Here is a 13524-nt window from a genome sequence, read left to right as displayed (position 1 = left end):
TTGACGGTGTCACCCCTCACCCGCCCTCTCCCCTCCGGGAGAGGGTTTCAAGAATTCAACCGCGCCAGCTTCTCCGGATTGCGCATCGTGTAGACCGCGGCGATGCGGCCGTCGACGATCTCCAGGCCCATGGTCTGGAACACCACGCCGGCGTGGCTGAACACGATGCCGGGAGCGCCGTTGATCCGCGCCAGGCGGGCCACCGTGTCGTCGGGCGCGGGCCATTTCTTCTTGATCCCCAGCATCAGGCGCACGGCCTTCTCCAGCCCGAACACCGGGTTCATGGTCGCCTTGGCGAGGCCCCCGCCGTCGGAATGCATGACCACGTCCCGAGCCAGGACGCCGCGCAGCGCCGTCTCGTCGCCGGTCATCGCCGCGGCCAGGAAGGCGCCGGTCAGGCGCTGCTCCTCCTCGGCGCTGGGGCGGTAGCGCGGCTTGCCGGCCTTGACGTGCTCGCGGGCCCGGGCGGCCAGCTGGCGGCAGGCCGCCTCGGTCCGGCCCAGCGTCTTGGCGACCTCGGCGAAAGGAGCGTCGAACACGTCGTGCAGCAGGAAGGCCGCGCGCTCCAGCGGCGTCAGCCGCTCCAGGGCCAGCAGGAAGGCCACGGACAGGTCCTCGCCCAGGCGTTCGTGATCCTCGTCGACCACCGGCTCGGGCAGCCACTCGCCGACATAGACCTCGCGCCGGGCGCGGGCCGATTTCAGCCGGTCCAGGCACAGGCGGGTGACCACCTTGTTCAGGAAGCCGGCCGGGTTGGCCACTTCGTCGGCGTCGACGTCGCGCCAGCGGATCCAGGCGTCCTGCACCACGTCCTCGGCGTCGGCCCGCGAGCCCAGCATGCGGTAGGCCAGGCCGGTCATCGCCCCGCGGCGGTCCTCGAAGATCGCGTCCCGCCCGTTCTTGCCAAAAGCGCTCATGTCCGCACCGCCACCGCGCGGCCGCCGACCGTGACCTTGGAACAGGCCCTGCCGTAGCCCAGCGCGTATTTCACCGTCGGATAGACCCGCGCCGCCGCCAAGGCCAGGGCGATGGCGGCCAGGCCCTTCTGGCCCCAGCGCGAGACGATCTCCTCACGGAGGTCCTCGCTGCTTTCCAGATCGCGGGCCAGGCTGGCGCGGGCGAAGCCGAAGGCCAGGCCCGCGTCCGGTCCCATGGCCTCGCCGTCGCCGGCCAGGATTGCGGCCAGGATCGCGGGCAATACGCCCCGCTCCTCGGCCCGGCGCACGACGATCTGGGTGCAGGGGCCGCAGTCCTCGTTCAGCGTGCCGGCCAGGGCCGCGGCGGCGATCGCGGCCGGCGGCGCGCCCTCCAGAAAGCCCTGCAGCCGTCCGACGCCCGAAAAGGCGATCAGCGCCCTGGGGCTGGCCGCGGCCAGGGCGCGCAGATAGCTGGCGTCGTAGTCGTAGCGGCGCTCCAGGCGGCGCACGGCGCCCAGCATCAACCAGGTCAGCATGGCCGGGCCTCCGCTCGCATGGCGCGTCGCCGGCACGACCGCACGATCAGCAGGCTGATGATCGCAGGCAGGAACACGCCGGGGAAGTCGCGCAGCAGCAGCGGCCACGGCAGGGTCGTGCCGCAGAACGGCGTGATCAGGTGGATGGCGGCGTGCAGGGTCAGGAAGGTCGCCGAGGCGACCGCCACGCCCAGGCCGCGCGCCGGATCCTTCACCGCCCAGCCCATGGCCAGGGCGCAGGCCAGATAGGCCGCCCCGATGTCGCGCACGAAATGCTCGTTCAGCGGCCCGGTCTCGATCACCCCCGGCACGCGCGGATACCACCAGGCCGGGGCCAGCAGCATCACCGCGCCGTTGATCGCCAGGATGGTCGGCAGGATCCATTTCACCCAACGCATCGTCACCTCCTCCGTGTTTGGAGACAGGACGAGGCAGCGCGGGCGGATGTGACATGGCGCGCTGATTTACTCGGCCCCGAACCAAAATTCCGCTCATCCCGGCGAACGCCGGGACCCAGATGGAATGGCGGTGTGGCTGACGCCATGAGCGTTGAGCCCTTGCCAATCATCCACCCCGCTACGGGATCTGGGTCCCGGCGTTCGCCGGGATGAGCGGAGGTGGGGCGGGCCTGAAAAATCCCCTCGCCTTGCTTTCGGCCGCCCAGGCGACTAGGTATCGCGCCCACTTTCCCGATCTTTCTATCCGCCCGCATGCATATCCCCCGCCGTCATCCTCATGACGCCGCGCAGGGGGAACTATGAGGAACACCCGCCTTGGCCACCGCTTCCGCCCTCCTAAACGTGATGATCGACGCCGCCCGTAAAGCGGCCCGCGGCCTGGCCCGTGACTTCGGCGAAGTCACCGAGCTGCAGGTGTCCAAGAAGGGCCCCGCCGACTTCGTCACCGCCGCCGACCAGAAGGCCGAGCAGGTGATCTTCGAGATCCTCGAAAAGGCCCGTCCCGGCTACGGCTTCCTGGGCGAGGAACGCGGCCTGATCGAGGGCACCGACAAGACCCACACCTGGATCGTCGACCCGCTGGACGGCACCACCAACTTCCTGCACGGCATCCCGCACTTCGCGGTCAACATCGCCCTGCAGCGCGAGGGCGAGGTCGTCGCCGGCGTCACCTACAACCCCATCACCAACGACCTGTTCTGGGTCGAAAAGGGCAAGGGCGCCTATCTGGGCGCCGAGAAGCGCCTGCGCGTGGCGGCCCGCCGCCACCTGGACGAAAGCGTCCTGGCCACCGGCGTGCCGTTCCTGGGCAAGCCCGGCCACGGCCAGTTCCTGAAGGAGCTGCACCAGATCAGCCAGAAGGTCGCCGGCGTGCGCCGCTTCGGTTCGGCCTCGCTGGACCTGGCCTGGGTCGCGGCCGGCCGCTTCGACGGCTACTGGGAACGCAACCTCAAGCCCTGGGACGTGGCGGCCGGCGTGCTGATGGTCACCGAGAGCGGCGGCAAGGTCTCCACGATCGAGGAGCACGGCAACCCGATCGAAGGCGCCTCGATCCTGGCCACCAACCAGGAACTGCACCCGCTGGTGCTGGAGCGCCTGCTGGCGGCGCAGGGCTAACCTCACGACCGTCATCCTCGGACTTGTTCCGAGGACCCCTGCCGGGGCGGACAACTCAAACGAAAAGAAGGGGCGCTGCTGTGATGCAGCGCCCCTTCTTCATTTCGCCTTGCCAGCGGACCGAGGGGTCCTCGGAACAAGTCCGAGGATGACGGTCGTTGGAGGCCTAGCGGCAGACGGTCCGCGTGTACACCGCGTCGCGATAGGGGTCGTAGTCGCGGGTGGTCCAGCAGTCGCGGCCGTAGCCGTAACCGTAGGGGCGGGGGGCGTAGCCGCCGTAGTAGCGCGGGGGTGGCGGCGGCGGGGCGTAGCCGTGGCTGTAGCCGGTGCGATAATGGTTGTTGTTGTTGCCGGCGATCGCCGCGCCCAGGGCCAGGCCGACGATGCCCCCGGCGATGGCGACGCCGACGTCGTTGTCGTGGTGGCCGCGCCCGTGGCCGTAATAGCCGTGGTGACGGTAGGAGTCGGCCGAGGCGGCGGTCGCGCCCGCGACCATGGCCAGGGCCGCGACGCTCGCGGCGACACGGCCGATCGTGGTTTTCAGATGACGAGTCATGACGCTGTTCCTTCGTGGCGACGGCGTTCCGACACGTCCGTCTCCATGCTGGAGATCCTCGGTCCCGGCGGCTGAACGCAGGCTGAACGGGACCGTCAGCTTCACCGGCCGCGCCCGATCCAAATCCTGACGGCAACGCCGATTTATTCACCTTTCCGCGCGAGGGTGGGACCAGACGGCGCTCAGAACGGGCGACACACAGGCTTGAAGGCGACCAGGCGATGTCCAGGAACGTGGCTTACGCGGCCGGCGAGGATCTGCAGATCCTGTCGTTCGAAGTCGGAACCCAGACCTATTGCGTGCCCGTGGGCGCGGTCCGCGAGATCCGCGGCGTCACCCCCGCCACCCCGCTGCCGGACGCGCCGCCCTATGTGCGCGGCGTGATCAATCTGCGCGGCCAGGTGATGCCGGTGATCGACCTGTCCGAACGCCTGGGCAAGGGCGTCGCCGCCGACAGCGCCCGCCAGGTGATCATCGTGGTCGAGCACCACGACGACGTCGCCGGCCTGCTGGTCGACGCGGTCTGCGACAGCTTCATCGTCTCGGCCGACAGCATCAGCCCGCCCCCGCCGCTGGGCGAGGACATCACCTCGAACCTGGTCTCGGCGGTGATCACCACCGAGGCGGCCATGATCGTGCTGCTGTCGGTGGACGCCATCCTGCCCGAGCGCCGGGTCGACCTGGCGGCCTAGGCGCCCTGCCGCATCCTCGTCCTTCGACAAGCTCAGGATGAGGATGAATTCGAACGCGACGTATTGATTGTCCTCATCCTGAGCTTGTCGAAGGACGAGGACATCCACCGCTTCCAAACATTTGTTCGAATAACCCCTTCCTTCGGCCCCCGCCCTCCCGTTAGGGTCTCCCCAACGAACCAGGGAGATCGCCGATGAAGGCCGCCGTTCTGCGCGAAGTGGGCAAGCCGCTCCAGATCGAGGAGGTCTCGATCGGCAAGCCGGGCCCGCGCGAGGTGCTGATCCGCACCAAGGCCGCCGGCGTCTGCCATTCCGACCTGCACTTCGTCGAAGGCTCCTATCCCCATCCCCTGCCCGCCGTGCTGGGCCACGAGAGCGCCGGGATCGTCGAGGCGGTCGGGTCCGAGGTCCGCACCGTCAAGGTCGGCGACCACGTGATCACCTGCCTCAACCCCTATTGCGGCCACTGCGAGGTCTGCCTGACCGGGCACATGAACCTGTGCATCAGCCCGGAAACGCGCCGCGCCAAGGGCGAGGAGCCGCGCCTGTTCCGCGAGGATCTCTCGGGATCCGGCGACACCCGGATGGCCCAGTTCCTGAACCTGTCGTCGTTCGCCGAGATGATGCTGGTGCACGAGCACGCCTGCGTCGCCATTCGCCGCGACATGCCGTTCGACCGCGCCGCCCTGATCGGCTGCTCGGTGATGACCGGCGTGGGGGCGGTGATCCACACCTCCGGCGTCCGTCCGGGCGAGACCGTGGCCGTCATCGGCTGCGGCGGCGTGGGCCTGTCGACGATCAACGGCGCGGTCATGGCCGGCGCCGGCCGGATCATCGCCATCGACCGCATCCCGGGCAAGCTGGAGCTGGCCAAGGCGTTCGGCGCCACGGACGTGATCCAGGCCTCGGACGACACGGTCAAGCAAGTGATCGAGCTGACCGGCGGCGGCGTCCACCACAGCTTCGAGGCCATCGGCCTGAAGGTCACCGCCGAGCAGGCGTTCAAGATGCTGCGCCGGGGCGGCACGGCCAACATCATCGGCATGATCCCGGTGGGCACCATGATCGAGCTGCACGGCCCCGACTTCCTGGGCGAGCGGAAGATCCAGGGCAGCTACATGGGCTCCAACCGCTTCCCGGTCGACATGCCCCGCCTGGTCGACGCCTACATGGCCGGCAAGCTGAAGCTGGACGAACTGATCTCGCGCCGCATCAAGCTCGAGGACGTCAACTCGGCGTTCGACGAGCTGAAGCGCGGCGAGCTGGCGCGGTCGGTGATCGTGTTTGATTGAGGTTCACCCCTCCCCGCCCGTCATCCTCGGACTTGTTCCGAGGACCCCTCTGCCGGCCGCGCTGAAGGGTCCGAGCTTTCCGCCGTCGTTCCGTCCCACCTGCACCGCCACCTAAGCTGAAGCAGGGGTCCTCGGAACAAGTCCGAGGATGACGGCCGTCGGGATCTTCGTGCACTCTCCCCCAAACGGCCCGACGAGGCCCACCCCAGGGAGGAACCATCATGAGCATCGAAGGCGGCTGTCAGTGCGGCGCGATCCGCTACCGGATCGAGGGCGAGTTCATGGGTTCGGGCGCCTGCCACTGCCGATCCTGCCAGTACTCGACCGGCGGCGGGCCCAACTATGTGGGCCTGGCGCCGAGGGACGGGTTCACGGTCACCCGGGGCGAGCCCAAGCGCTACGTGCGGCCGGGCGGCAGCGGGGCGGACGTCGCCCGCGCCTTCTGCGGCGACTGCGGCACGCCGCTGTGGTCGGAGGGCCGCCTGCCCTTCTATCCGGTCAAGGTCGGCAGCCTGGACGATCCGTCGATCCTGGAGCCGGCCATCCATCTCTGGACGAGCGAGGCCCAGCCGTGGCATCGGATCGAGCCGGGCCGCCCGGCCTTTCCCGAGAACCCGCCGCTGCCCTGAGGACCTGAATGGCCGCCCGCTACGACTTCGCTTCGGACAACGTCGCCGGCGCCATGCCGGAAGTCATCGAGGCGATCGTCGCCGCCAACGCCGGGACGGCGTCGGGCTACGGGACCGACCATGTCAGCCAAGCCGCCGCCGACCGCATCCGCGCCCTGCTGGACGCCGACGCGCAGGTGCGGTTCACCGCCTCGGGCACGGCGGCCAACGCCTTCGCCCTGACCTGCCTGGCCCAGCCGCACGAGGCGGTGCTGGCCCACGAGCACGCCCACATCTGCACCGACGAGACCGGCGCGCCGGGCTTCTTCGGCCAGGGCGTGGGTCTGATCGGCCTGCCCGGCGCCTCGGGCAAGATCGCCCTGCCGGGGCTGGAGCTGGCCCTGAACGAGCCGGACGTCTCGTACCGTCAGCCGGCCGCCGCCCTGTCCCTGACCAACGCCACCGAGTACGGCACGGTCTACGGCGCCGACGACCTGGCCGCCCTGATCGCGCCGGTGAAGGCCAAGGGCTATGGTGTGCACCTGGACGGCGCGCGCCTGGCCAACGCCGTGGCGGCGGGTTTCGACCTGAAGGCCGTGCCGAAGATCGGCGTCGACATCCTGGTGATCGGCGGCACCAAGGCCGGCTCGACCCCGACCGAAGCCGTGGTGTTCCTGAACAAGGATCTCGGCCGGCGCCTGGACGCCCGCCTCAAGCACGCCGGCCAGCTGGTCTCCAAGGGCCGGTTCCTCAGCGCCCCCTGGCTGGGCCTGCTGGGCGAGGGCGCCGACGGCGGTCCGTGGGCGGCGCGCGCGGCCCACGCCAACGCCATGGCCCGAAAGCTGGCCGCCCTGATGCCCTTCCCCCTGCGCCACCCGGTCGAGGCCAACGGCCTGTTCGTCGACATGGACGACGCGGCGCTGGAGCGCCTGCGCGAGCGCGGCTGGTTCGTCTATCGCTTCCTGGACGGCACGGCCCGCTTCATGTGCTCGTGGGCGACGACGCCGGAGATGGTCGAGGAACTGGGCGAGGCGCTGAAGGCGGTGGCGTGATTCACGGGAGGGGGACACGCCCTTGCGGCGTGTTCCCAAACCTTGGCTCGGCGCTGGCGGATGGGGACACGCCGCGAGGGCATGTCCCCGACAGCGCTACTCCTCGACCGCCGCTTCCTCCCGCCGCGGTCCGTCCCGCACGATCTTCTCTTCCGCCGTGCGCACCATGCGGCGCTGGTCGTGGAACTTGGCCAGCTGGGCGCAGGCCGTGAAGAAACCGCCGGGGGCGCGAGTGTCGATCCCCTCGGTCAGGGTCAGCAAATGGATCCCGGCCGCCTCGAACCGCGCCAGGACCTCCAGCAGGTCGACCAGGTGGGCGGCGAAGGCGTGCAGGTTGATCACCGCCAGCACGTCGCCGGGCTTGAGGACGGCCAGGGCCGAGTCCAGCCCCGGCTTGTGCACCGCCAGGCCGTAGCAGCGATCATGGAACAGCTGGTCGCAGCCGGCCTCGAACAGGCGCTGGGACTGCGGCCCGTCGATCACCACGCCCCTGACGGGCGGAACTCTGAGATAGCCGACCATGCGCATGAGCCGGTGTGTGGCAAAGGCGAGGGCGCGACGCTAGGGGCGATGGCGGAAAGGTCGGGGATAATTCTGAAACCCTCTCCTTGAGGGAGAGGGAGGGACCCATCGTGAAACGATGGGAGGGTGAGGGGTTACGCCGCCGACGATTTCACTCAGCGCCCTGCCGGCGCGCCGGCTGGCTCGGAACCCCCTCATCCTCCCACGCCTGCGGCGCGGGCCCCGCCTTCTCCCCATGGGAGAAGGTTTCGGTTTGGGAGAAGGTGACGACGGACGCCCTGCCGGCGCTCTGGACCGTCACCCCCAGCATCGCCGCGATCTCGGCGGCCGGCTTGGGGCGGCTGATGAAATAGCCCTGGATCTCGCCGCAGCCCTGGCGGCGCAGTTCGTCCAGCTGCTCCACCGACTCCACCCCCTCGGCCGTCGTCGTGATGCCCAGGCTGGCGCCCAGGTCGAGCACGGCCTTGATGATCGCCAGGGCGTCGGCGTCGTCGAGGATGTCGCGCACGAAGGTCTGGTCGATCTTGATCTTGTCGAACGGGAAGCTGCGCAGATAGCTCAGCGACGAATAGCCGGTGCCGAAGTCGTCCATCGAGATCCGCACGCCCAGGGCCTTCAGGTGGTGCAGGACCGACATGTTGCCGACGCTGTCCTGCAGCAGGACCGACTCGGTGATCTCCAGCTCCAGCCGCTCGGCCGGCAGGCCCGAGACCGCCAGGGCCGAGACCACGATGCCGACCAGGTGCTTGTCGCGGAACTGGGCCGGCGACAGGTTGACGGCCAGGCGCACGTGCTCGGGCCAGCCGGCCGCCTCGCGGCAGGCCTCGCGCAGCACCCACTCGCCCAGCGGATTGATCAGGCCGATCTCCTCGGCGATCGGGATGAAGTCGCCCGGCGAGACCATGCCGCGGCTCGGGTGGTTCCAGCGCAGCAGGGCCTCGCACCCCATCACCTTGTCGGCGCCCAGGTTGAACAGCGGCTGGTAGTAGAGCTCGAACTGGCCCTCGGCCAGGGCCACGCGCAGGTCCAGCTCCAAGGCCCGGCGCGCCTGCAGGGCCTCGTCCATGGCCCGCTCGAAGAAATGGAAGGCCCCGCGCCCGTCGGCCTTGGCGCGATAGAGGGCCATGTCGGCCTTCTTCAGCAGTTCGCCGCTGTCCGACCCGTCGTTGGGCGACACCGCCACCCCGACGCTGCCGCCGATCATCACCTGGTGGCCCTGCAGTTCGAAGGTCTCGGCCAGGGCCTCGACGATGCGGCCGGCCAGACGCGTGGCGCCGGAAAGATCGGTCAGGCCGCACTGGACCACCGCGAACTCGTCGCCGCCCAGGCGCGCGACGGTGTCGCCTTCGCGCACGCAGGCCCGCAGGCGTTCGGCGGCGGTCTTCAGCAGGGCGTCGCCGATCGGATGGCCCAGGGTGTCGTTGACGGTCTTGAAGCGGTCCAGGTCGATGCAGTGCACCGCCACCAGGTCTTCGCGGCGCGCCGCGCGGCTGAGGGCCGCGGCCAGGTCCTTCTGGAACAGCAGCCGGTTGGGAAGATCCGTCAGCGGATCGTAGTGCGCCAGCCGGGCGATCTGGGCCTCGGCCCGCTTGCGCTCGGCGATGTCCTCGGAGACGCCCAGCAGGTATTCGGCCGCGCCGTCGGGGCCGGGAATGGCGATCTTCTTGGTGCGCAGTAGGGCCAGGGAGCCGTCCTTGCGCGGCACGTGGTCCTCCTCGATCACCCGCACCTCGCCCGAGGAGATCACCTCGGCGTCGCGCTCGCGATAGATCGCCGCCTGTTCGGCCGGGTAGAAGTCGGCGTCGGTGCGGCCGATCATGTCGGCGCGGGCGTGGCCCAGGATCTTCTCGCCGGCGCGGTTGAGGAGGACATAGGTGTGGTCGTCCGCCCGCTTGACGAACACCATCGACGGGATGGCCTCGACCACCGCGGTCATGAAGGTGCGGGCCTGCTCGGCGGCGGCCTTCGCCGAAGCCAGGGCCTCGACGCCCCGGCGGTTGGTCTCGTTGGCGGCCTGCAGCAGGCCCAGCACCGTGCCGACGCCCAGATAGCGGCCGCCGTCGGTGACGATGAAGCCGCGCAGCAGGTCGCTGGCCCGGTACGACAGGCTGTCGCTGGTGAAGGCCGCCAGCTCGACGTCGGCCTCGACCACCAGGGGGTCGTTGTCCATCAGCACCGAGATCGGCCGCAGGGCGTAGAGGGCGCGGCCGTATTCGGCGGCCATGCGCAGGAAGAAGGCGTTGCGCTCGACCAGGCCGATCGGCCGGTCGTCGGCGTCGAGCACCGGCACGATCAGGGTGTCGGGCTCCTCGCGGAACCGCTCGTACAGGGTCTTGCCCAGGCTGTCGGCGCGGGCCGGAACCAGGGAAGAAACGGTGTCTCGCAGGGTGAACATAGATACGCCTCCACTCGCGGGTGGAGGGACCATTTCTGACCTAACGACTGGCTAATCTGTGGGCCGAAGCGTTGCTATTTCGCGAAAACTTCACGTTGCTGTCACAGTGTTTGCGGGGGCGTTTACCGTGACCTTGCGCGGCGCTAGACGCCCCCTCCGTCACGATGCTGCGCATCGCGCCACCTCCCCCGCGATGCGGGTGAGGAGGAGGGCGGTCCAGCTTCCTCCTCACCCGTGAAACGGGGGAGGTGGCATGGCGCGAATACGCGACATGACGGAGGGGGCGTTCCGCGTAGCTAGGAGACCATCCCCGCCAACCGCCCGCGGATGATCTCCTCGGCCTCCGACACGATCCGGTCGATCAGCTCGCGCACCGTCGGCACGTCGTGGATCAGGCCCTGGACCATGCCGGCCGACCAGACGCCGTGGTCGGTGTCGCCGCTGATCAGGCCCTCGCGGCCGCGCGCGCCCTTCACCAGATCGGCCACGTCCTCGAACTTGGCGCCGCCGGCCCGCTCGATGGCCACGACCCGCTGGCTGATCGCGTTCCTGGCCACGCGGGCGGTGTTGTGCAGCGTCCGGAAGATCAGGTCGGTGGCCCGCTCGTCGTTGGCGACCATCTGTTGCTTGAAGTTGTCGTGGATCGGCGCCTCCTGCGTGGCGCAGAAGCGGGTGCCCATGTTGACGCCGTCGGCGCCCAGGGCCAGGGCCGCGACCAGGCCGCGCGCGTCGCCGAACCCGCCCGAGGCGATCATCGGGATCTTCACCTTCTCGGCCGCCACCGGGATCAGGATCAGGCCGGGGATGTCGTCCTCGCCGGGGTGGCCGGCGCATTCGAAGCCGTCGATGCTGATGGCGTCCACGCCCATCCGTTCGGCCGACAGGGCGTGGCGGACGGCGGTGCATTTATGGATCACCTTGACGCCGTGGGCCTTGAACTCGTCGACATGCTCCTGCGGCTTGTAGCCGGCCGTCTCGACGATCTTGATCCCCGCCTCGATGATCGCGGCGCGGTACTCGGCGTAGGGCGGCGGCTTGATGGCCGGCAGGATGGTCAGGTTGACGCCGAACGGCTTGTCGGTCAGCTCGCGGGTGCGGGCGATCTCCTTGGACAGGGCCTCGGGCGTGGGCTGGGTCAGGGCGGTCAGGAAGCCCAGGGCCCCGGCGTTGGCCACGGCGCTGACCAGCGGCGCGGTGCCCACCCACTGCATGCCGCCCTGGGCGATCGGATGCTCGACGCCGAACATCTCGGTGAAGCGGGTTTTGATGGCCACGGGCGTGCTCCCTCTGTGTTTCGCGGGAGTATGGCCGGGTGACGTTGGGGACGGGCAAGAGGGGAAAGTTCATCCTCCCGAAGTCCCTCCCCCCGTGGGGGAGGCGGTCCGAAGGACCGGTGGGGGGAGTTTTAGGCTCGTTCGATCCAGACGCGGGCCGACTGCCGATCACTCCCCCCACCGTCCCCTTCGGCGACACCTCCCCCACAGGGGGAGGAATTTAGTGCACCGACACGCCCAGGCGGTTCCACAGGTTGATCATCGCGATCACCGTCGTCAGGGCGCTGGCCTCGACGTCGCTGAAGTGGGTCCGCAGGTCGGCGCGCAGCGGGCCGAGATCGGTGTGGACGGGCAGCTGGGTAAGGGCCTCGGTCCAGGCCAGGGCGGCCTTCTCCTTGGCGGTGAAGTCCGACACGTGGCGCCAGACCACCAGACGGTCCAGCCGCTCGTTGGTCTCGCCGTCGTCGCGGGCTTCCTTGGAGTGCATCTTCACGCAGAAGGCGCACTGGTTCAGCTGCGAGGCGCGCAGCTTGACCAAGTGCACCAGGTGGCCGTCGACCCCGGCGCCCACCGCCGCGGTCTCGGCGGCGATGAAGGCCTGGTAGACGGCCGGAACGTTGACGTCGTGGCGGAAGGGGGCGGTTTCGACGCTCATGGTCTTGTCCTCGATTTGGCCCTGCGATCGGGCTTTCGGAACAAGACGAGGTTAGGCGGCCAGACGTGACATAGGGTCGGCGATTTTATCGGCGCCCGCCGAAAAATCTCTGCCAGGCAACGAAAACCACCGCGCAGAGACCTAGGACGGCGACGATGGGCAGGGCCAGCCAGCCGGCGTTGGACAAGCCCGCGTCGAGACCCGCGCCAAACCAATTATTGTCCGATTGCTTCCGCCGCCCGCCGACTTCCGCTCCGAGCAGAGGGTCGCGCGGGCCTGGATCGAACACTACTGCAGCCCCTCGCGGCCGATCGCGTAGAACCGCGCGGCCCGCTGCTTCTTCAGCTCGGCGGGCGACAGCTTCATCAGCTTCTTCAGTTCGTCCTCGACCGCGTCGCCGACGGCTTCGATGGCGGCGGCCGGGTCGGAATGGGCCCCGCCGGCCGGCTCCTCGACGATGCGGTCGACGATCTTCAGCTGGATCAGGTCCTGGGCGGTGATCTTCATGTTGGCGGCCGCGTCCTTGGCCCGGGCGCCGTCGCGCCACAGGATCGAGGCCGCGCCTTCCGGCGAGATCACCGAATAGATCGAGTGCTCAAGGATCAGCACCTTGTTGGCGCCGGCCAGGGCGATGGCGCCGCCCGAACCGCCTTCGCCGACGATGGTGGCGACCATCGGGGTGCCCAGCACCAGGCCGCGCTCGGTCGAGCGGGCGATGGCCTCGGCCTGGCCGCGCTCCTCGGCGCCCAGGCCCGGATAGGCCCCGGCGGTGTCGACGAAGGTGATGACCGGCAGGTTGAAGCGCTCGGCCATGTCCATCAGGCGGACGGCCTTGCGATAGCCCTCGGGGCGGGCCATGCCGAAATTGTGCTTCAGGCGGGTGGTGGTGTCGTGGCCCTTCTCGTGGCCCATCACGACCACCGGGACGCCGCGGAACCGGCCCAGGCCCCCGACGATCGCCTGGTCGTCGGCGAACTTGCGGTCGCCGCGCAGCTCGACGAACTCGTCGATCAGACCGGCGACATAGTCCTTCAGGTGCGGACGCTCGGGATGGCGGGCGACCATGGTCTTCTGCCAGGCGTCGAGGCCGGCATAGGCTTCTTTCCGAAGCTGCTGGGCGCGATCGCGCAGCGCCTGGATCTCGGTCTCGAACGCGCCGGGACCCGCCGTCTCGGAGAGCCGCGACAGCTCCTCGATCTTGCTTTCCAGATCGGCGATGGGTCGCTCGAAGTCGAGATAATGCGCGGCCATGGGTCTCTAACGTCGCCGTTACGGAAAGGTGGCGAACCTAGAGCGCGATAACCGAAAACGAAACCGCTTTTGGCGGTTCATCGCCTCGAAATCGCCAAACCTCGCTTTGTACGGGACTCACGCCGGACTCATTGGGGTTCCAGAAGAATACGCGGAGCCCTGGCCTGCGACTTGTCGTCGCAGCGACACCATGACTCGGC

Annotated in this window: 13 protein-coding genes and 2 pseudogenes; 6 read left to right on the top strand and 9 right to left on the bottom strand. The window is 69.2% G+C overall.

From position 1 onward, the window contains the following. Nucleotides 1-47: 47 nt before the first annotated feature. Genes ASD21_RS11680 through ASD21_RS11670 form a run of 3 tightly spaced genes read right to left on the bottom strand, consistent with a single transcriptional unit; the run spans nucleotide 48 to nucleotide 1851 of the window. The gene (locus tag ASD21_RS11680; protein ID WP_056440848.1) at nucleotides 48-917 is read right to left on the bottom strand and encodes a sigma-70 family RNA polymerase sigma factor; all 870 of its coding nucleotides are present in this window, start codon (nucleotides 915-917) and stop codon (nucleotides 48-50) included. Next, nucleotides 914-1453 (bottom strand): hypothetical protein, encoded by a 540-nt coding sequence (locus ASD21_RS11675; protein ID WP_056440845.1) that lies wholly within the window; start codon nucleotides 1451-1453, stop codon nucleotides 914-916. The genes ASD21_RS11680 and ASD21_RS11675 overlap by 4 nt, the downstream gene beginning before the upstream one ends. Then, nucleotides 1447-1851 carry a hypothetical protein gene (locus tag ASD21_RS11670; protein ID WP_056440842.1) on the bottom strand — a complete coding sequence of 135 codons (405 nt, stop codon included), beginning with the start codon at nucleotides 1849-1851 and terminating at the stop codon, nucleotides 1447-1449. The genes ASD21_RS11675 and ASD21_RS11670 overlap by 7 nt, the downstream gene beginning before the upstream one ends. A gap of 375 nt (nucleotides 1852-2226) precedes the next feature. On the opposite strand from ASD21_RS11670, the gene ASD21_RS11665 reads away from it, so the two are divergent. Next, nucleotides 2227-3027, top strand: a complete 801-nt coding sequence (locus ASD21_RS11665) for an inositol monophosphatase family protein (RefSeq protein WP_056440840.1) — start codon at nucleotides 2227-2229, stop codon at nucleotides 3025-3027. A gap of 166 nt (nucleotides 3028-3193) precedes the next feature. Here the strand turns inward: ASD21_RS11665 and ASD21_RS23930 are convergent, their stop codons facing one another. Further along, on the bottom strand, nucleotides 3194-3583 hold the full coding sequence (locus tag ASD21_RS23930; protein ID WP_056440837.1) for a hypothetical protein: 390 nt from the start codon (nucleotides 3581-3583) through the stop codon (nucleotides 3194-3196). A 221-nt stretch (nucleotides 3584-3804) separates the two neighbouring features. Here ASD21_RS23930 and ASD21_RS11655 point away from each other — a divergent pair, with 221 nt between their 5' ends. The 5 genes and pseudogenes from ASD21_RS11655 to ASD21_RS11640 all read left to right on the top strand — a co-directional run bounded on the left by ASD21_RS11655 (nucleotide 3805) and on the right by ASD21_RS11640 (nucleotide 7227). After that, nucleotides 3805-4275 carry a chemotaxis protein CheW gene (locus ASD21_RS11655; protein WP_056440832.1) on the top strand — a complete coding sequence of 157 codons (471 nt, stop codon included), beginning with the start codon at nucleotides 3805-3807 and terminating at the stop codon, nucleotides 4273-4275. 12 nt (nucleotides 4276-4287) lie between these two features. Further along, nucleotides 4288-4376 (top strand): annotated as a pseudogene (locus tag ASD21_RS25240) (hypothetical protein); the annotation flags it as partial. Between the two features lie 93 nt (nucleotides 4377-4469). Continuing rightward, complete coding sequence (locus ASD21_RS11650) at nucleotides 4470-5567, top strand: Zn-dependent alcohol dehydrogenase (RefSeq protein WP_056440829.1); 1098 nt, start codon at nucleotides 4470-4472, stop codon at nucleotides 5565-5567. Nucleotides 5568-5788: 221 nt separating this feature from the next. Next, on the top strand, nucleotides 5789-6196 hold the full coding sequence (locus ASD21_RS11645; RefSeq protein WP_056440826.1) for a GFA family protein: 408 nt from the start codon (nucleotides 5789-5791) through the stop codon (nucleotides 6194-6196). An 8-nt stretch (nucleotides 6197-6204) separates the two neighbouring features. After that, the gene (locus tag ASD21_RS11640; RefSeq protein ID WP_056440823.1) at nucleotides 6205-7227 is read left to right on the top strand and encodes a beta-eliminating lyase-related protein; all 1023 of its coding nucleotides are present in this window, start codon (nucleotides 6205-6207) and stop codon (nucleotides 7225-7227) included. A 96-nt stretch (nucleotides 7228-7323) separates the two neighbouring features. On the opposite strand, the gene ASD21_RS11635 is transcribed toward ASD21_RS11640, so the two are convergent. The 5 genes and pseudogenes from ASD21_RS11635 to ASD21_RS11615 all read right to left on the bottom strand — a co-directional run bounded on the left by ASD21_RS11635 (nucleotide 7324) and on the right by ASD21_RS11615 (nucleotide 13324). Then, entirely contained in the window at nucleotides 7324-7749 is a 426-nt protein-coding gene (locus tag ASD21_RS11635) for a recombinase family protein (RefSeq protein ID WP_162250232.1), read from the bottom strand. A 228-nt stretch (nucleotides 7750-7977) separates the two neighbouring features. Next, a pseudogene (locus ASD21_RS11630) lies at nucleotides 7978-10144 on the bottom strand (putative bifunctional diguanylate cyclase/phosphodiesterase); the annotation flags it as partial. A gap of 296 nt (nucleotides 10145-10440) precedes the next feature. Further along, nucleotides 10441-11418, bottom strand: coding sequence for an NAD(P)H-dependent flavin oxidoreductase (locus ASD21_RS11625; protein WP_056440814.1), 978 nt, complete (start codon nucleotides 11416-11418; stop codon nucleotides 10441-10443). Between the two features lie 220 nt (nucleotides 11419-11638). Beyond that, on the bottom strand, nucleotides 11639-12073 hold the full coding sequence (locus tag ASD21_RS11620; protein ID WP_056440812.1) for a carboxymuconolactone decarboxylase family protein: 435 nt from the start codon (nucleotides 12071-12073) through the stop codon (nucleotides 11639-11641). Nucleotides 12074-12361: 288 nt separating this feature from the next. Continuing rightward, nucleotides 12362-13324: an acetyl-CoA carboxylase carboxyltransferase subunit alpha gene (locus tag ASD21_RS11615; RefSeq protein WP_056440809.1), complete on the bottom strand. Its 963-nt coding sequence runs from the start codon at nucleotides 13322-13324 to the stop codon at nucleotides 12362-12364. Nucleotides 13325-13524 lie beyond the last annotated feature (200 nt).

The sequence above is a fragment of the Caulobacter sp. Root1455 genome, from assembly GCF_001426905.1.
Classification (GTDB): Bacteria; Pseudomonadota; Alphaproteobacteria; order Caulobacterales; family Caulobacteraceae; genus Caulobacter.
The sequence above is the reverse complement of the archived record's forward strand: the minus strand, read 5'-3'. Positions and strand labels throughout refer to the sequence as shown.

Excerpts from the sequence above, each read along its gene's own strand:
- ASD21_RS23930 (WP_056440837.1), bottom strand. The coding sequence starts at position 3,583 with ATGACTCGTCATCTGAAAACCACGATCGGCCGTGTCGCCGCGAGCGTC.
- ASD21_RS11655 (WP_056440832.1), top strand. The coding sequence starts at position 3,805 with ATGTCCAGGAACGTGGCTTACGCGGCCGGCGAGGATCTGCAGATCCTG.
- ASD21_RS11635 (WP_162250232.1), bottom strand. The coding sequence starts at position 7,749 with ATGGTCGGCTATCTCAGAGTTCCGCCCGTCAGGGGCGTGGTGATCGAC.
- ASD21_RS11675 (WP_056440845.1), bottom strand. The coding sequence starts at position 1,453 with ATGCTGACCTGGTTGATGCTGGGCGCCGTGCGCCGCCTGGAGCGCCGC.
- ASD21_RS11615 (WP_056440809.1), bottom strand. The coding sequence starts at position 13,324 with ATGGCCGCGCATTATCTCGACTTCGAGCGACCCATCGCCGATCTGGAA.
- ASD21_RS11645 (WP_056440826.1), top strand. The coding sequence starts at position 5,789 with ATGAGCATCGAAGGCGGCTGTCAGTGCGGCGCGATCCGCTACCGGATC.
- ASD21_RS11650 (WP_056440829.1), top strand. The coding sequence starts at position 4,470 with ATGAAGGCCGCCGTTCTGCGCGAAGTGGGCAAGCCGCTCCAGATCGAG.
- ASD21_RS11620 (WP_056440812.1), bottom strand. The coding sequence starts at position 12,073 with ATGAGCGTCGAAACCGCCCCCTTCCGCCACGACGTCAACGTTCCGGCC.
- ASD21_RS11670 (WP_056440842.1), bottom strand. The coding sequence starts at position 1,851 with ATGCGTTGGGTGAAATGGATCCTGCCGACCATCCTGGCGATCAACGGC.
- ASD21_RS11640 (WP_056440823.1), top strand. The coding sequence starts at position 6,205 with ATGGCCGCCCGCTACGACTTCGCTTCGGACAACGTCGCCGGCGCCATG.
- ASD21_RS11680 (WP_056440848.1), bottom strand. The coding sequence starts at position 917 with ATGAGCGCTTTTGGCAAGAACGGGCGGGACGCGATCTTCGAGGACCGC.